Source organism: Streptomyces sp. A01, assembly GCF_059026195.1.
This window is the reverse complement of the sequence record NZ_JBWLKN010000010.1, coordinates 224,940-242,265: the sequence shown is the minus strand read 5'-3', so window position 1 is coordinate 242,265 and position 17,326 is coordinate 224,940. Positions and strand designations below refer to the sequence as shown.

At 73.0% G+C, this 17,326-nt stretch carries 14 protein-coding genes and 1 riboswitch; of the genes, 5 read left to right on the top strand and 9 right to left on the bottom strand.

The window, feature by feature from the left end:
• Positions 1 to 180: 180 nt before the first annotated feature.
• The 4 genes from pknB to thiO form a co-directional block, all read right to left on the bottom strand.
• Positions 181 to 2,172: a Stk1 family PASTA domain-containing Ser/Thr kinase gene (gene pknB, locus AC5P1B_RS16380; protein ID WP_493887874.1), complete on the bottom strand. Its 1,992-nt coding sequence runs from the start codon at positions 2,170 to 2,172 to the stop codon at positions 181 to 183.
• Between the two features lie 243 nt (positions 2,173 to 2,415).
• Positions 2,416 to 3,159 carry a thiazole synthase gene (locus AC5P1B_RS16375; protein WP_493887940.1) on the bottom strand — a complete coding sequence of 248 codons (744 nt, stop codon included), beginning with the start codon at positions 3,157 to 3,159 and terminating at the stop codon, positions 2,416 to 2,418.
• A 267-nt stretch (positions 3,160 to 3,426) separates the two neighbouring features.
• Positions 3,427 to 3,645 carry a sulfur carrier protein ThiS gene (thiS, locus tag AC5P1B_RS16370; RefSeq protein ID WP_493887872.1) on the bottom strand — a complete coding sequence of 73 codons (219 nt, stop codon included), beginning with the start codon at positions 3,643 to 3,645 and terminating at the stop codon, positions 3,427 to 3,429.
• Positions 3,642 to 5,072 (bottom strand): glycine oxidase ThiO, encoded by a 1,431-nt coding sequence (gene thiO / locus AC5P1B_RS16365; RefSeq protein WP_493887871.1) that lies wholly within the window; start codon positions 5,070 to 5,072, stop codon positions 3,642 to 3,644. Before thiO ends, thiS begins: the two co-directional genes overlap by 4 nt.
• Positions 5,070 to 5,181: riboswitch (TPP riboswitch) on the bottom strand. (Overlaps the previous gene by 3 nt.)
• Before the next feature lie 441 nt (positions 5,182 to 5,622).
• Here thiO and AC5P1B_RS16360 point away from each other — a divergent pair.
• From AC5P1B_RS16360 to AC5P1B_RS16340, 5 genes are all read left to right on the top strand, one after another.
• Entirely contained in the window at positions 5,623 to 6,855 is a 1,233-nt protein-coding gene (locus AC5P1B_RS16360; protein ID WP_493887939.1) for an NAD(P)/FAD-dependent oxidoreductase, read from the top strand.
• Between the two features lie 267 nt (positions 6,856 to 7,122).
• Positions 7,123 to 7,488, top strand: a complete 366-nt coding sequence (locus AC5P1B_RS16355) for an Rv2175c family DNA-binding protein (protein ID WP_493887870.1) — start codon at positions 7,123 to 7,125, stop codon at positions 7,486 to 7,488.
• Between the two features lie 122 nt (positions 7,489 to 7,610).
• Positions 7,611 to 8,279: a thiamine phosphate synthase gene (thiE, locus tag AC5P1B_RS16350; RefSeq protein WP_493887869.1), complete on the top strand. Its 669-nt coding sequence runs from the start codon at positions 7,611 to 7,613 to the stop codon at positions 8,277 to 8,279.
• A gap of 192 nt (positions 8,280 to 8,471) precedes the next feature.
• Positions 8,472 to 9,389 (top strand): methylenetetrahydrofolate reductase [NAD(P)H], encoded by a 918-nt coding sequence (metF, locus tag AC5P1B_RS16345; protein WP_493887868.1) that lies wholly within the window; start codon positions 8,472 to 8,474, stop codon positions 9,387 to 9,389.
• Positions 9,390 to 9,434: 45 nt separating this feature from the next.
• Positions 9,435 to 10,562: a hypothetical protein gene (locus AC5P1B_RS16340; protein WP_493887866.1), complete on the top strand. Its 1,128-nt coding sequence runs from the start codon at positions 9,435 to 9,437 to the stop codon at positions 10,560 to 10,562.
• A 46-nt stretch (positions 10,563 to 10,608) separates the two neighbouring features.
• Here AC5P1B_RS16340 and AC5P1B_RS16335 read toward each other — a convergent pair whose 3' ends face one another.
• The 5 genes from AC5P1B_RS16335 to AC5P1B_RS16315 form a co-directional block, all read right to left on the bottom strand.
• Positions 10,609 to 11,238 carry a maleylpyruvate isomerase N-terminal domain-containing protein gene (locus AC5P1B_RS16335; RefSeq protein WP_493887865.1) on the bottom strand — a complete coding sequence of 210 codons (630 nt, stop codon included), beginning with the start codon at positions 11,236 to 11,238 and terminating at the stop codon, positions 10,609 to 10,611.
• A gap of 115 nt (positions 11,239 to 11,353) precedes the next feature.
• Positions 11,354 to 12,889 (bottom strand): phytoene desaturase family protein, encoded by a 1,536-nt coding sequence (locus tag AC5P1B_RS16330; protein ID WP_493887863.1) that lies wholly within the window; start codon positions 12,887 to 12,889, stop codon positions 11,354 to 11,356.
• 408 nt (positions 12,890 to 13,297) lie between these two features.
• Positions 13,298 to 13,969 carry a TetR/AcrR family transcriptional regulator gene (locus tag AC5P1B_RS16325; RefSeq protein ID WP_493887862.1) on the bottom strand — a complete coding sequence of 224 codons (672 nt, stop codon included), beginning with the start codon at positions 13,967 to 13,969 and terminating at the stop codon, positions 13,298 to 13,300.
• 35 nt (positions 13,970 to 14,004) lie between these two features.
• Positions 14,005 to 16,185: a YhgE/Pip family protein gene (locus tag AC5P1B_RS16320; RefSeq protein ID WP_493887861.1), complete on the bottom strand. Its 2,181-nt coding sequence runs from the start codon at positions 16,183 to 16,185 to the stop codon at positions 14,005 to 14,007.
• Entirely contained in the window at positions 16,157 to 17,071 is a 915-nt protein-coding gene (locus tag AC5P1B_RS16315) for an ATP-binding cassette domain-containing protein (RefSeq protein WP_493887860.1), read from the bottom strand. The genes AC5P1B_RS16320 and AC5P1B_RS16315 overlap by 29 nt, the downstream gene beginning before the upstream one ends.
• Positions 17,072 to 17,326: the final 255 nt, after the last annotated feature.

The window sequence follows — 17,326 nt, the reverse complement described above, 5'->3', positions numbered from 1 at the left end:
GCCCCGGCGCGCGACTCTCCAGGCCGCCAGGCCCGGGAGGGGGCGCGCCCTGGAACAGCGGCGAGGGGACGTGTCCCGTCAGGGGCGCGGCCTGCGTGACCAGCCACGGCGCACCCGCGGTCCGCGACGCACAGGCAGGGGGCTTCCCCGACCCCGAGAATGACCCGGCCGGACACGGCCCTAGCGCACCCGGATGGTGATCTTGCTGCCCTTCGGCGCCTCGTCGCCGCCGTCGACCGACTGGTCGAAGACCTTGTCGCCGAAGAAGAAGCGGCTGACGCCGACCCGGAAGCCCGCCTCTTCCAGCGTGCGCTTCGCGTCGTCGGCGCTGTCGCCTTCGACGTCGGGCACCTCGATCATCTCCTGGCCCTTGGACACGGTCAGGGTGATGGTGTCGTCCTCGGCGGCACGGGAGCCCTCGGGCGGGTTCTGCAGGGCGACGCTGTCCTTGTCCTCGTCCGAGAACACCCGCTCCTCGGCGATCTTCACCTCGAACCCCGCGTCGCCCAGCTCGGACTCGGCGTCCTCGACCGAGTCGCCGACCACGTCCGGCACGTCGATCGGCGCGCCCTTGCTGACCGTGATCGCGATGGCCGTGTCCGGCCTGCGCTCGGTACCGGCCTTGGGATCGGTGGAGAGCACGTCGCCCTTCGGCGTCTCATCGCTGAAGCGCTTCGTGACCTCGCCGACGCTCAGCCCCGCGTCCTTGATCTGCTTCTTGGCGTCGCTCAGCGACACCCCGGCGACGTTCGGCACCTCGGCCGTCTCCGTACCCCGCGAGACGGTGATCGTGACGGTGCCGGTGTGCCGGATGCGCGCGTTGCTCTTGGGGTCCGTACGCAGGACCTTGCCCTTGTCCACAACGTCGCTGAAGTCGTGCTTGACCTTGACGTCGAGGCCCGCGTCGTGGATCTTCTTCTCCGCCTTCGACTGCTCCATGCTGAGCACCGGCGGAACGTTCGTGAACTGGCCGGAACTGATGTACCAGACGCCGAACCCGACGCCGAAGACCAGCAGCACCGCCGTCACGAGCATGAGCACGGGTCGGCGCGGCATGCGCAGGGACCCGGCGCGCCGCCGGGGTGGCGGGGCGAGCGGAGGCTCGTCGTTCACCGGACGTTCCGGGACCATCCGCAGCACGCTGGTGCGGTGCAGCTCAGCGTCGGCGTCCGCGTCCGTGGTCGGGCCCGGCTGAGGCCTGGTGCTGTCGGCCGGGACCCGGGGGATCACGCTCGTACGGTCCTCGGGACCGGCCCCCGCCGTCCGCAGGGGGGAGCCGGTGGAGTCGGTGTTCGCCAGCGGCGGAGCCGCGTCCAGCTGCGCGTCGGTCAGCACGGAGCGGGCCGTACGGGACAGACCGAGCAGTTCGACGGCGTCGGCGGGGCGCAGCTCCGGATCGCGCGCGGTCGCGCTCGCCACGAGGCCGTCCAGCTCCGGCGCGAGGCCGGGAACAGCGGCAGAAGGGGCCGGGACGTCGTCGTGCAGGTGCTGGTAGAGGACCTGGGCCGGGGTGGTGCCGGAGTGCGGCTTGGCGCCGGTCAGCATCTCGTAGAGGACGACACCGCAGGCGTAGACGTCCGCCCGGGTGTCGGCCGTGCCGTGCTCGATCTGCTCGGGCGCCAGATACGAGACGGTGCCGAGCACCGCGCCCGTCGAGGTGTTGGTGGCCGTGTCGACGGCCCGCACGAGCCCGAAGTCGGCGACCTTGACCCGGCCGTCGTCCCCGATCAGCACGTTCTCCGGCTTCATGTCGCGGTGCACGAGCCCCGCCCGGTGGGCGGCCCCGAGCGCGGCGAGCACCGGCTCCACGATGTCGAGGGCGGCGCGCGGCGGCAGCGCCCCGCGTTCGCGCAGCACGTCGCGCAGCGTGCACCCGGGGACGTACTCCATCGCGAGGTAGACGTACGTACCGTCCGTGCCCTGGTCGAACACGCCCACCACATTGGGATGGTCGAGTCGAGCCACGGACTTGGCCTCACGGATGAACCGCTCGACGAACGCGGCGTCGGCGGCAAGCGTCGGGTGCATCACCTTGAGCGCGAGAACACGGTCGAGCCGGGTGTCGACGGCCCGGTAGACCGTCGCCATACCGCCGATGGCGATCCGCGCCTCGACCCGGTAGCGGCCGTCGAGCAGCTTCCCGACCAGAGGGTCATGCAGGGTCGTATCCACGACAGAGGAGTCTACGAGCCACCGGCGACACGCCGGGCCACCAGTACCTGGCCACGGCCCGACTGAAGCCGAACAGTGACAGGAAACGCGGTCATGCGCGCGGTCCGGCGGGCGCCGACCGCCTCCTCGGCGTGTTCGCGGGGCCCGCGTCCTCGTGGTGGCCGGTCCCGGCTCGTCCCGGCTCGCTCATCGGCCGGCACCGGCTGGAACCGGGCGGGACCGGCCCTCAGCGGTCCGGGTCCGCTACGGGAACGCCGGACGTTCCGGGTCGAAGTCCGCCCTGCCCTCCGTGGGCGAGGACGCCTCGGCGAAGTGGCGGCGCGGGATGCGCCCCGCCCGCTGGGCCAGCCGCCCCGCGTTCACCGCGTACCGCATGGCCTCCGCCATCAGCACGGGCTCCTGGGCGCGGGTCACCGCTGAGGCGAGCATGACGGCCGAACACCCGAGCTCCATGGCGAGCGCGGCGTCGGAGGCGGTCCCCGCCCCCGCGTCGAGGATGACGGGCACCTGCGCCCGCTCGACGATCAGCTGGAAGTTGTGCGGATTGCGGATGCCGAGGCCCGAGCCGATGGGGGAGCCGAGGGGCATGATCGCCGCGCAGCCCGCGTCCTCCAGCTTCCGCGCGAGCACCGGATCGTCGTTCGTGTACGGCAGGACCGTGAACCCGTCGTCCACCAGGATCTCCGCCGCGTCGATGAGCTCGACCGGATCGGGCAGCAGGGTGCGCTCGTCGGCCACCACCTCAAGCTTGATCCAGTCCGTGCCCAGCGCCTCGCGGGCCAGCCGCGCCGTGAGCACGGCCTCACCGGCGGTGAAGCAGCCGGCCGTGTTGGGCAGCACCTGGATGCCGAGGTCGCTCAGAACGCTGAGGACCGACCCTCGCACGGTCGGGTCCAGGCGCCGCATCGCGACGGTGGTCAGCTCGGTGCCCGAGGCGATCAGCGCGTGACGCAGCACATCGAGGCTGGGGGCGCCGCCGGTCCCCATGATCAACCGGGAGGCGAAGGAGGTCCCGGCGATCAGCAGCGGATCGGGGGCGGGCAGATAGGAGGAGGCCGGTGCCGCCCCGGTGGCACCGGGGGCGGGCTCGGCGGCCCCGCCCGGGGCGGCGTGGTCCGCCGCGGAGACGGAGCCCGGGGCGGTGGAGTCCCGGGCGCCGGGGCGGATCGCGGTGCCGGACGCGGCGTACGGATCTGAAAGCTCTGACAGCTCTGGCAGGTCTGACAGTCCTGATAGCTCTGACATGGGGTCGGATCAGCCTCCCTGGACCGCGGTGAGGACCTCCACGCGGTCGTCGGTGCGCAGCGTGGTGGCGGGCCACTGCCCGCGCGGTATGACGGTCTCGTTGACGGCGGCGGCGACACCGCCCGGCGCGGTGGTGAGCGTGGCGACGAGCTGGTCGAGGGTGATGCCCTCGGGGACCTGCCGCGTCTCGCCGTTGACGGACAGGGTCAGGGGGGAAGAGACGGTCATACGTGCTGCTCCTGGGATGCGTCGGTCGACTGGGGGCCCGCCGTCGTACCGGGGGGCCTGTCGGGTGCTGGGTGTGCGCCGCGCGTGAGGAAGCGATCCGGCGCGAAGGGTCGCGCCAGCGGTGGCAGTTCGCCGGTGATCAGCGCCTCGGCCATCACATCGCCGGTCACGGGCGTCAGGAGCACGCCGTTGCGGTGGTGGCCCGTCGCCAGCTGAAGCCCGGGCAGGGCGGTGGGGCCGAGCAGCGGCGCGTTGTCGGGAGAGCCGGGGCGCAGCCCGGCCAGCGTCTCGACGAGCGCCAGCTCGGTGATGCCGGGCACCAGCTCATGCGCGTCCCGCAGGAGTTCGTAGACCCCGCCCGCGGTGACCGTGGTGTCCCAGCCGAGCTCCTCTGTGGTCGCGCCGACGATCACGTCGCCGTTGGTACGGGGCACCAGATAGACATGACCCCCGCGTACGACAGCCCGTACGGTCCGGGAGAGGAACGGCCCCGCTGCCGCGAGCGCGGCGGGAACGCGCAGCCGCAGCAGCTGCCCCTTGACGGGGCGCACCGGCGGCAGCACCTCCTCGGGGACTCCGCCCAGCCGTCCGCTGAGACTGCCGCCCGCCAGCACCACCTGGTCGGCCGTGACCCGGGTGCCGTCGGCGAGTACGGCGCCGCTCACCCGGTCTCCCGCGAGCGTCAACCGGTCCGCCCACATGCGCTGGAAGCCGACCCCGGCCCGCTCGCACGCGGTGACCAGGGCGGAGGCCAGCAGCCGGGGATCGACCTGGTGGTCGCCGTCCACGCGCAGCCCGCCCCGTACACCGGGTGCGAGCATCGGTTCAAGGCGGCGGCATTCGCGCCCCGTCAGCCACTGCGCCGCAAGGCCGTACCGCTGCTGCAAGCCGTGCAGCTCGCGCAGATGAGCACGGTCGTCGGAGTCGAGAGCGACGGCGAGCGTGCCGCACGCCCGGTAGCCGGTCGGCCGGCCACTGGCCTCCTCCAGCTCGGCCGCGAACGCCGGGTAGCGGCGCGCCGAGGCGAGATTCAGGCCGAGCAGGGTCTCCTCGCCGTAATGCAGCTCGGTGACCGCGGCGAGCATTCCGGCCGCGACCTGCGCGGCGCCGCCACCGGGCGCGGGATCGGCGACGACGACGCGCACCCCGCGCTGCGCCGCCCGCCACGCCGTGACCAGCCCGATGATGCCGCCCCCGATGACGAGGACGTCGCAGCGGACATCGCTGGCGGGGTCTGTGTGCCCAGCGCGGCGCGATGGAGCCGCGGGTCCGGGGGAGTCCGCGGGCGGCGGCGCTGCGCCACCGGGTGGCGCCGCCGCGTCCGCGTGCTGCGCGGTGGTGTGCTGGCCGGTCTCGTGCTGCGCGGGGGTGTGCTGTGGTGTCGTGGTCGTGGCCGCGTGGGCCCGGTCGTCGGCAGACGCGTGCATGGGCGGTCAGCCCCTCCCTTCGCCGGAATGACCCGGATCAGGTTCGTACGGTCGGGGGCCGCCAGCCCCCCTCTCAGCCCGGTGCGTCCGGGCTCCCGCGAGTGGTGTTGCACCCGCCACCCTAGTACGGCGGCCGGAGCCCCTGGAATGGCGCCGTCCCCCGCGCTCCGTGCTCCGTCCCCCATGCACCGTGCACCCTCCCCCGCGCTCCGTGCCCCGTGCCCCGTGCTCCGCCGGGTCGTGCCGGTCGCGGCGCGGCCGGGCCATGCTGCGGTGCCGCCACGCGCACCCGCGCGCGTGGCGGGCTGTCGCCGGGCGGTGACCGGGCGCCGGTGCGCGCCGGACCACGCACCCCCGCCCTCGCCTCGGATCGCAGCCCGAATCGGCAGGCCGTTCGCGCGTCCCCACGAGCGCCACATGGCGTCACGCTGAGTGACTCTGTGTCAGAGATCTCCCCGCACGGTGCTGCGGTGCGCGACGCCCGTCGCCTTAGAGTGACCAAGTGAGCGAGGACACCGAGAGCACAGGCAACGGCGGCTTGGGCGGCGACGTGGGCGGTGGCCTGGACGGCGGCGCCCGGAGAGTCGTCATCGTCGGGGCCGGGATGGCCGGAGTGCAGACCGCTGTGGCCCTGCGTGAGCAAGGCTGGCCCGGTGCGATCTCACTGCTGGGTGCCGAGCACCACCAGCCGTACGACCGACCGCCACTGTCCAAGGCGGTGCTGCTCGGCAAGGCCGACGGCTCGGCCTTCGATGTGGACTTCGCCGCCCTCGGCATCAAGCTGGAGCTCGGACGGCACGTCACCGGTGTGCGCCCCGCCGAGCGTGTGCTGACGACCGAGGCGGGTCCGGTGCCGTACGACCACCTGGTCATCGCCACCGGAGCCGAGCCCGTCGAGCTCCCGGGCAGCGAGGGCGTGGCAGGGGTGCATCTGCTGCGCACGCTGGACGACGCGAGCCGGCTGCGGCCCGTGCTCGCCGGGCGGCAGGACGTCCTGGTCGTCGGGGCGGGCTGGATCGGCGCGGAGTTCGCGACCGCCGCCCGCGAGGCGGGCTGCGAGGTCACCGTGATCGAGGCCGCGGAACGGCCGCTGGCGGGTGCGCTGCCCGCCGAGGTCGCCGCCCACATGGTGGGCTGGTACGCGGACAGCGGCGCCACCCTCCTGACCGGTGCCCGGGTGGCGTCCGTGGAGGAGGGGCTCGTCCTGCTCGCCGACGGCACCCGGCTGCGCGCGGGCGCGGTCGTGGTCGGCGTCGGGGCCAGGCCCGCGACGGACTGGCTGGCCGACTCCGGAATCACCCTCGATGAGGACCGCTCCGTCCTCGCCGACAGTGCACTGCGTACGTCGGCGCCCGGTGTGTACGCGGTGGGGGACTGCGTGTCCTTCCCGTCCGCCCGCTACGGCGAGCGGCTGCTCGTACACCATTGGGACAACGCGCTCCAGGGGCCGCGTACGGTCGCCGCGCACATCGTCGGTGGCACGTCCGCGCACTTCACGGGTCCGGTCTACGACCCGGTGCCGTACTTCTGGTCCGAGCAGTTCGGCCGGTTCGTGCAGTACGCGGGGCACCACGCGGCCGCCGACCGGATGATCTGGCGCGGCGACCCGACGGGCGCCGCCTGGACCGTGTGCTGGCTGCGCGACGGGGCTCTCGTGGCCCTGCTGGCCGTGAGCCGCCCTCGCGACCTGACCCAGGGCCGCAAACTCATCGAACGCGGCGCGCACCTGGACGAGCAGCGGGCGGCGGACCCGTCGGTGCCGCTGAAGTCCGCCGTACGCTGACGAGCGGTACCCGGCGTCCGGCCGGACCGGACGGGGTCGAACCAGCCACGGCGCGGCCTCGGCGCGGCCGGGCCGGCCGGGGCTCGCCCGGGGCGTTGCGGCGTTCGCGCACGTGGTCCCGCACGGGCTCTCGCCGCCGCGCCATGTGCCGGGACCAGGTCACGAAGTGTGTGCCGGGTGGGTTCCGGTGCGAGCTCCGGGGCCCGTGAGGCGGTCGCCGGGCGGGCCCGGCTACCGACTGTCAGTCCCAGATGGCAGGCTTGTCCCGTGACCGAGATTGACGCAAAGACCGATGCTCTCGTCCCTGCCTGGCTTACCCTCCCCGACATCGCCGAAAGGCTCGATGTCGAGGTGACTCGCGTTCGGCAGCTGGTGAAGGAGGGCCAGTTGATCGCGGTGCGCCGTGGCGAGAACCGCGCGCTCCACGTGCCCGCCGACTTCATTGGCAACGGCAGGATCATCAAGGGCCTCGTTGGCACCTTGACCCTGCTCAGGGACGACGGCTTCAGCGACGAAGAGATGCTGGAGTGGCTTTTCACCCCGGACCCGACCCTGCCCGGGACCCCGGCTCAGGCCCTCAGTGAGAATCGGGGCACGGAGGTGAAGCGCCGCGCGCAGGCACTCGCGGTCTGACGCGGGCGCACACAGCTCACCTTCGTAGCTCGTAGACCAACGCAACCGTCCGGCGTGCGGGCCGGACCGGGGCATCGCCCTGCCTCCGGCCCGCACGCCGCCGATCTCGGGGGAGGCCCCTCATGGCCACCGCACGCCAGCAGCTCGCCGACGCCCGGCTCTATCTGTGCACCGACGCGCGCAAGCGCCAGGGTGACCTGCCGCAGTTCCTCGACGCGGTGCTCGCCGGCGGTGTGGACATCGTGCAGCTCCGCGACAAGGGCATGGAGGCGGGGGAGGAGCTTGAGCATCTCGCGGTCTTCGCTGACGCGTGCCGCCGTCACGGCAAGCTGCTCTCCGTCAACGACCGGGCGGACGTCGCCTTCGCGACGCGCGGCGCCGACGCGACCGGGGCCCAGGTGCTGCACCTGGGACAGGGCGACCTGCCGGTGTCCGCCGCCCGCGCGATCCTCGGCGAGGACGTGCTGGTCGGGCGCTCGACACACGCCGAGGCCGAGGCGGCGGCCGCCGCCGTCGAGCCCGGCGTCGACTACTACTGCACCGGGCCGTGCTGGCCCACCCCGACCAAGCCGGGGCGGCACGCGCCCGGTCTGCCGCTCGTGCGGTACGCCGCTTCGCTCGACTCCGCGCGGCCCTGGTTCGCCATCGGCGGGATCGACGCCGCCAACCTGGACCAGGTGCTGGACGCCGGAGCGCGCCGCGTCGTCGTGGTGCGCGCCCTCACCGAGGCCGACGACCCGGGCGCGGCAGCCGCTGACTTGGCGAAGAGGGTGCGCGAGCGCGCGGCCTGAGCGGCGGGACGGCCTCCGGGCGCCCGCGGGCAGCCCGCCGGTAGCCGCCTGACGGCCCTGGACGATCTCCGGAGGCGCCATCGGCGCCATCGGGACGGGAAGCTGTCCGAAAGCTGGACAGGGACCCGGGCTAACGCGACATATCGCCACGGAAGGTTGGGGGTGCGCCAGACGGCTGGCTAACCTGCTGGTATGGCCCTAGGCACCGCTTCCACCCGGACAGATCACGCACACACCGTGCGCGACCTGCTCGCCTCCGGTGAGCAGTCGTACTCCTTCGAGTTCTCCGCCCCGAAGACCGCGAAGGGCGAGCGGACGCTATGGAACGCCATTCGCCGCATCGAGGCGGTCGCGCCCACGTTCGTGTCCGTCACCTACGGCGCGGGCGGGTCCTCTCGCGAGGGCACCGTACGGGCGACCGAGCGGATCGCCACGGACACCACGCTGACCCCCGTCGCGCACCTCACCGCCGTCAATCACTCACTGTCCGAGCTGCGCAACGTGATCGGGCAGTACGCCGACGCGGGCATCCGCAACATGCTCGCGGTGCGCGGCGACCCGCCCGGCGATCCCATGGGCGAGTGGGTCAAGCACCCCGAGGGGGTCAGCTACGCCGCCGATCTCGTCCGGCTCATCAAGGAGTCGGGCGACTTCTGTGTCGGCGTCGCCGCCTTCCCCGAAATGCACCCACGCTCGGACGACTGGGACACCGATGTCCGGCATTTCATCTCCAAGTGCCGGGCGGGTGCCGACTTCGCCATCACGCAGATGTTCTTCTACGCTGAGGACTACCTCAGGCTGCGTGACCGGGTCGCGGCCGCGGGCTGCGGCACCCCGATCATTCCGGAAATCATGCCCGTCACCAATGTGCGGCAGATCGAACGGTTCGCGCAGCTCAGCAACGCGGCGTTCCCCCCTGAGCTCGCGTCCCGCATCCTGGCGGTCAAAGACGATCCAGCGGCTGTACGCTCGATCGGAATCGACTACGCCACCGAGCTGTGCGCGCGGTTGATGGCCGAGGGAATCCCCGGGCTGCACTTCATTACTCTGAACCACTCCACGGCGACGCTGGAGATCTACGAAAACCTGGGGCTGCACCAACGGCCCTGACGGCGGCGGCTGCCGGTTTCCGGCAGCCGGACGAGAGGGGCGTACATGGGCTGGGCGGTCCTCTACTGCGCGTTCGGTGTCGTCGCGCTCTGGCTGCTCGGCGAAGTGCTGCTGCAGTACAAGGCGCGCCTGCGCTGGCGGTTGCTCGCCTTCGGCGGCTTCCTCGGCGTGGTCGCCGGAGTGCTCATCCCGTCCGTGGTGGTGATCGCGGCGGGCGCCATCGCGTTCGCGACCGGCCAGACCTACGTCACGCTGTCCTTCCGGCGCGGCTTCGCGACGGGCTGGTCACTCAGGGGCAAAGCGAGCACCGGCGGCGGCACCAGCAGCAGGCGCCGCAGGACACCGGCGGCAGCCGAGCCGAAGCTGGTGGTCTCCGACCTCGAAGCGGCGGCGGTCACACCCCCGCCTCCGGAGACCGCCCCGCTCGTCCCGGCCTACCGGCCCGAGCCGATGCCGGACGACACCGACGGATACGGCATCTACCGGGCCGGCCTCGACGCCCCGTACGGCCCGGACGCCGCCCAGGACCCGGCCGGCGACGGCGGCTACGGGGTGTACGCGGGGCACGGCCAGGTCCCCGGCGACGGCCAGCAGGACTACCCGGGACCCGCCACCGACGGCTACGGCGGCGAGGGCTACGCCGCCTACGCCGGGCAGCCCTACGGCGGCGCCCCGCAGCCGCCCCAGCCATCGGACGACCCGTACGCCCACAACAGCCACCTCCTCGACGGCGGTTACCCCCAAGCCGCCCCCGCCGCCAACGACCCCCTGGGCTCGTACGGACAGGGCGGCTACGGGCAGGACGGGTACGGGCAGGACGGGTACGAGCCGTACCAGCAAGAGCCGCCCGGCCAGGGTGGTTACCCCGACGGCGGCTACGGCGACGGCGGTTACCCGCAAGCCGGATACCCGGAGGGCGGATACCCGCAGGGTGGCTACCCCGAGGGCGGTTACAACGGCGGCGGCTACGGCCAGGGCGGCTATCCGGCCGACCCCTACGGCGCGCCGCATCAGTACGCGCCGACGCCGCCGGACGGCCCGTGGGTGCCGCAGCAGCGCGACAGCGAGCCCCCTCCCGGCGGCTACCTGCCGCCCGAGCAGCCCTACCCCTACGAGCCGTACGGGCCCGGCTACCAGCCCAACCCCGAGCACGGCGAGCCGTACCGCTCCTGAGGCGAACCACCGCTCCCGGCGCCTCCGCGGCTGCCGGGAAACGGCGTCACCTGATCACGGGCAGCAGCGGGGCGTCGGTCCTTCCGGTCGCCGCCTCGATGAACGCTGTCGCGTCGGGCACGCCCGCGAGCAGATCCCGGGCCGCGCGCAGTGCCTCGCTGGGTGGCGGGGGGCCGCCGACAGCGGCGATCAGGTCGAGCAGATGGACGGTGGCCTCCATCAGGGCGACCTCGCCGAGCGCTCCGAAGCGCACGGTGCCCAGCAGCGGATGCGCGACCGCCGCGGCCAGCGGCACGTCGCTGAGGTCGGCGACAGCGGCGGGCCCCGACACGCTGAAGCGGTGGATCAGCGTCTCGGGAGACAGGTCGTCGGACGCTTGCTGGGCCTCCGTCGCGATGAGGTCCGCCGAGGCGTGCGCCACCCCGCCGGGCTGGTTGTAGAACCGCAGGATCTCCGCCCCACTGGTGACGGCGGGCGCCTCCTCGACCAGGGCGCCGCGCACCTGGGCGAACAGGTCCGGGTCGGGGGCCGCGTGCGCGAAGAGCGCGTGCACCGACCACCCTGGCAGCCGGGTCGGGGCGGCCCAGTCGGCCGGCTCCAGCCGCGCCCCGCGCTCTCCCCAGGACCGCCAGACTCTGACCAACAGGCTGCCGTCCGCCTCGGCCTGATCCGCCATCAGGACTCCCTTCAGCCCGCACCAGACTAACCAGGGCCCAGCGAACCGGGGAGCAGGCGCCGCCCTCCGGCTGTGCGCCGCGGCGTCACCCCCCCCGCGCCGCGCCAGTCGCCCGCTACTGCGAACCGCACCAGTCGGCGCCGTCGACGATCAGCCCCGCGACCATCGCACCGGACATCCCGGCATGCGCCAGCCCGCCGCCCGGATGCGACCAGCCACCCACGAGATACAGGCCGGGCACCTGGCTGAGGTTCGCCGGGGACAGGAACCGGCCGTTCACGCCCGCCAGCGCGGGCCCCGGAACGCCGCCACTCTCGACGCCGGTGTCCTGCGCCGTGTCGTACGGCGTGCGTATCTCGCGCCACAACGCGCGCTCGCGCAGCTCCGGTATCGCCGCCCCGGCGGCCGCGACCACCCGGTCGGCCGCCTCCCGGGCCACCGCGGGGTCCGTCCAGTCCACCGCGCCCTGGGCGCGCGCCGCGGCCGTCAGGGTCACCGCCTCATGGTCGGCGTCCGGCACCAGTTCCGGATCGTCGGGGCGCAGCACCGTCACCGTCGGCCGGTCGGCCACGCCCCCGCCGGGGCCCGACGGAAACAGCAGCGCGTACTCCGCGTCGCGGTCGGCGGAGTGCACCACCGTGCGATGCGCCGTGTCCTGGGGCCGGGCTCCGCGCAGCGCCAGCAGGACGGTCAGCCGGCCGGGCGGCCCGTCCGCCGTGGCCGGGGCGCGCCCGTCGCCGCCGCGCGCGGCTCCGGCTCGTCCGGCACTGGCGGGCAGCAGCCGCCGCAGCTGGTCGGGGCCGACCCCCGCCACTACCGAGTCCGCCTCGGCCACCGAACCGTCGGCCAGCTCGACGCCCGCCGCCCGGCCGTCCTTCACCAGCAGACCGACCGCTTCAGCGCCGAACGTGAACTCCACCTTCCGGGCCAGACACCGCTCGTACAGCGCGTCGGCGAGCGCGCGCATCCCGCCTGTCGCATACCAGCTGCCGAAGGTCTGCTCCAGGTAGGCGAGGACGGCCGCGCCGGCGGGCACGGCGCGCGGATCGAATCCGTAGCCGAGGGCGTAGCTCTCCAGCAGGCCCGCCAGCCGGGGGTCGGACAGCTCGCGCCGCGCGACCTTGCTGAGCGGGGCCGGACCGCCGCGCTGGAACCAGCCACGGCGCAGCGCCGGATACGGGTCTTCGCCGAGGACCGGCAGGTCGGCGCGCAGCGGCTCCTCCAGCAGCGGCCGCCGGGTCGCGTCCCACACCTCGCGGGCACGGTTGACCAAGTCGCTCCACCGCTCGCCCGCCCCCGCTCCCAGGGCCTCGTCGAGCGCCTGGACGACGCCCGCGCGCGAGGCGTTCGGCAAGGCGACGCGCGTGCCGTCGGGGAAGACATGGGCGCTGGCCGGATCGACCTGGCGCATCGCGACGCACTGCTCCAGCGGCTCCTTGCCGGTCTTCACGAACAGGTCGCGGTAGACGGCGGGCAGATGCAGCAGTCCGGGGCCCGTGTCGAAGACAAAGCCGTCCCTGGCCAGCCGTCCGACGCTGCCGCCATGCGTCCGCCCACGTTCGTACACCGCTACCCGGTGGCCCGCGATGGCCAGCCTGGCGGCGGCTGCCATCGCGCCCATCCCGGCGCCGATCATCGCAATCCGTGCCATGCCAGCGACTTTATCCGCCCCCACTGACAGCGGAGCTGCGAGGCCCGGGCTGGGCTCGGCCACTCAAGCCGTGAGTACAGGTACCTAGTCCCACAGATGAGTAGCCGCGCGGATGGGCCGGGACCTGCGGAGACGGAAGAGTACGGGCCACGGAAGGGGCGCGGCGCCGGCACTGCCGACACGGGGCGGCGGAACGGCGCGGTGACCCGGCCGAGATGGGGGGCGGGTGGTTCGGGGGCACCCGCGTCGGGGGACGCGGGGGACACGGGGGGTACGGGGGAGCAAGAGGGGGGACGGGGGAAGCACGGGGGTACGGGGGGAGACGCTGTTCTGGTGCCGGCCGAGGGGGATCGGCCGAGGCCAGGACAGCGTCTTTCATGCTGCCCGGGTCTTTGCGGAGCAGCGGGGTCAGGCAGCCGGTGGGGCGGGCTGCCCGCCGCCGCCCACCCGGCCCTGGAGCAGCCGGGAGAGGGCGGCGTGCACATCGTCGATCGACCGCTCAGGCTGGTAGGACTGCCAGTCCAGCGCCGCCACCAGGACCATCCCGAACAGCGCGGAAGCCGTCAGCGCGATGTCGATGTCCGGGCTCAGCTCGCCCTCGGCGACCCCGCCCCGCAGGACGGTCTCGATCACCGCGAGGACCTGCGCGCGTACGACCATCAGCGTCGACTGCCACGCCCGGTTGGTGCGCCACAGCTCGGCCGCGTACAGCTGGGTCAGCGCCGGATAGCGGTAGATGAAGACGAGTCCGGAGCGGATCATCGCGTCGAGCGCGTCCACCCGGCTGCCGCCACGTGCCTCGACCTCGTCGGCGGCCTGCTGGAGGGCGTCGCTCAGCAGCTCGATGCCGTGCCGCATCAGCTCCTCGAAGAGCACGGACTTGCTGGCGAAGTTGTAGTAGACCGTTCCCTTCGCCACGCCCGCGCGCTCGGCGATCTCGTCCACGGTCGTGGAGGAGAAACCCTGTTCGGCGATGAGGGTGACCGCGGCTTCGAAGAGCTTGCGCCTGGTGGCCTCCCGGCGCTTGTCGGCGGGAGGCCCCGGGGGTGTTCTCCGGGCAGGTGCGGCGCTGGTGTCCATGCCCCTGATTCTGCCCGCTGTCCCCTTCGCGTGGCTCACAGGCTGAGCTCGGGGTGCAGCCGGTCGATGGACCACACCTGCTTGCGACGGGCCGACACGGTGGTGAGCGCGAGGGCGCCCACGGTGAAGGCCACCAGGACGGCACTGCCCTGCCACACCGGCTCAAGGCCGCCGCCCGTGATCAGCCTGCGCAGCGCCTCGACGATGTAGCTCATGGGCAGGAACGGGTGAAGGGCGTTGAAGAAGCCGGGGCTGGTCTGCACCGGGTAGGTGCCGCCCGCCGAGGTGAGCTGGAGCATCAGCAGAGCGAGCACCAGAATCCGGCCCGCCGGACCGAAGCGGGCGTTCAGCCACTGCACGATCGCCGCGAAGCAGCAGGTGACCAGCAGCAGGAACCCGATGGTCCCGGCCGCCCGGGTCATCTCCAGGCCCACCCCCCAGTGCAGTACGGCCATCAGCGCGCCGGTTTGCAGCACGCCGACGGCGGCGACGGGCAGCCACCCCGCGAGAGCGATCCGCAGGGGCGAGGCCCCCGCGGCCAGGGCGCGCCGGTTGAGGGGCTGGACGAGCATGTACGCGACCATCGCGCCCACCCACAGGGACAGCGGGATGAAGTACGGGGCGAAGCCGGTGCCGTAGTTGGGTGCGGCGTGCATCGACTTGGACGCGAGCTGAACGGGGTCGGCCATCACCTCCGTGCGGGCGTCGCGGTCCTTCTTGCCGTAGTCCGGGATCTGCTTGACGCCGTCGTGCAGCCCGCCGGAGAGCTTGCCCGAGCCGTCGACGAGCTTGAACAGGCCGCCGTTCAGGTCGGTGGCCCCGGTGTGCAGATCGTTGATGCCGGTGTACAGGGTGGAGGCGCCGTCCTTGGCGGAGGTCAGGCCGGTGTGCATGCGGTCGGCCCCGGCGGCGACCTTGTGCGCGCCGGAGTTGAGGGCGTTGACCTTCTTGACCGCCATGTCGAGGTCCTTGCTCAGGTTCGGCGCGTGCTTCGCGAGCCAGAGCGCCTTGCTGTGCAGATCGTCGAGGTCCCCGGAGAGCTGGTCGAGGTCTTCGGTGTTCTTCCGTACGAGCTTGTCGAGGTCCTCGGCCGCGTCTGCGGCGGTGTCAGCGGCGGTCGTCGACTCCTTGAGCGCGGCGCACGCGGACGGGGGCAGCGGGTCGTCCGCCGCCGGGCTCCCGGGTGTCTTGCCGTCCAGCCCGTCGGTCGCGCTCGCGCCGTCGCCGGGGCCGGCCGAACTGCCGGGGACCGCCGTGCAGTGCGCCCGGTACTGGGCGGCGAGCTTGTCGGAGGCCGTGCGGGCCTTGGCCGCGGCGGTGGCGGTGGACTCCGGGAGGGTCTCCAGGTTGTCGCTGATCCGCTGCGAGGCGGCGGCGACGGCCTTGGACGCCTCGCCGATGTCCTTGCCGTGCTCCTTCAGGATGCGCCGGGCGTTCGCGGAGTCGCTGTAGGCCGCGTTGACCTTGTCGGCCAGCTGCTGGGTTCCGTCGGCGACACCGCCCGCGCCCTTCTCCAGGCTGCCCGCGCCGGTGTTCAGCTTCTTCAGCCCGCCCTTGAGGGACTTGCTGCCCTTCTCGGCCTTGGCCAGCCCCTTCGTGATCTTGTCGGCGCCGTTCTTCGCCTTGCCGATGCCGTTGCCGAGCTTGTCCGCTCCGTTGGCGGCGTCCTCGGTCTTGCCGTGGATGTCGGAGAAGCTCACGAAGATCTTGTCGTAGAAGCCGCGCGACGCCTTGGTGGAGGCCGCGGCGCGTACCTCGGAGAACACCGACCGGGAGATCTGCCCGACGATGTAGTTGTTGGCGTCGTTGGTACGCACCCGCAGGGCGCCGGTCTCCGGGCTCTTGCCGGAGCTTGAGGCGATCTGGCCGCTGAAGTCGGAGGGCACGGTCAGCGACAGGTAGTACTTGCCGTCCTCGACGCCTTTACGGGCCTCATCGGCGCTGGTCTCGTGCCACTCGAAGGTGCCGCTGTCGCGCAGCCCCTTGACGAGGTCGTCGCCCGCCACCAGCTTCTCGCCGTTCACGGTGGCGCCGGTGTCGGAGTTGACGAGCGCGACCGGGATCTTGTCCAGCTTGCCGTACGGGTCCCAGAACGACCACAGGTAGAGCGCTCCGTAGAGGAGGGGGAGCAGCAGCATCGCGGCCATCGCGGCCCGGGGGAGCTTGCCCCGGCCGAACCGCTTCAGCTCAAGCGCGGCCAGTTTCGGCGAACGCATCGGACGCCCCTCCCTCGTAGTCGTTCCTGCCGTTCTCGTCGTTCTCGTCGGCGCCCTCTGAGTCCACCGACCCGCTGCCGGCCTCTGCGGCATCCGTGGCGCCGTCCGTGGCAGGGCACTCGCCGGGCTCGTCGGAGCCCGCCGGGCCGTCCGCTCCTCCGGCGCTTCTGGTGGACACCACGACCGCCCCTTCCGGAGCCTGGCTGCACACCGCGAGCACGGTCGTGCCGCCGTCCGCGATCTCGCGCAGCGTCGCCCACACGAGAGCCTGGTCGGCGGCCGACAGCTTGAGATCGGTGTCATCCAGGGCGAGCAACCGGGGCCGTCCGATCAACGCGAGCGCCAGCGACAACCGGAGCACCTCCGTGCGCTCCAGGTCGCGTATGGCCGTGCGCGGGCCCTTGGGCAGTGAGTCCAGGTCGAGCCCGGCGCTCTCCAGTGCCGCGTGGACGCGCGCGCGTGAGGCGGCGGCGCGCTCGGCGCGCGGCTGGAGCCAATGGCGCACCGAGCCGCCGAACCGGCGTTCCAGCAAGGCCCGTTCCCTGAGGTGTTCGGCGACGGTGAGCGCCGGTTCGAGGTCGGACACCCCCGCTACGGGGCCGAGCCCGGTGATGCGCCGAACGGCGGTCATCTGCTTTGGCAGCGGGTGGCCGCCGACGTCGGCGTGTCCGGCGGCGATGCGCATACGTCCGGTGAGCGCGAGCAGGAGACAGGTACGGCCCGAGCCGGACGGGCCCTCGATGGCGACGAGAGCGCCGGGCTCGGCCGCGAGGCTGACGTCGCGGAACGCCCAGCCGCGCGGGCCGCGTACGCCCAGCCCCTCGGCCGTGACGGCGGCTCCTGGCGGGGAGGGAGCCTCCTCGGCGGAACGAGGGGATCGGTTCACGACACTCCTTTAGGCTGACTGGTCAGTCTAAAAAGTATGCACCGAGCGAACCGCTGTCCAACAGCGGGGTGCCGTCGCGAAGCCCGCCAAGCCCCCGTCCCGCGCACTCCGCGCGCAGCGGTTACGCCATCCGGGCTGCTCATGGACGGGATGCGGCAAACGCCGGGCCGCGGACGTGAGATGCCGCACGCTGACGAGACCCGGCGCCGCGCCGTCGGGCTCGCGGCGGGGGCCCGTCGGCGCGGCGGCCCGTAC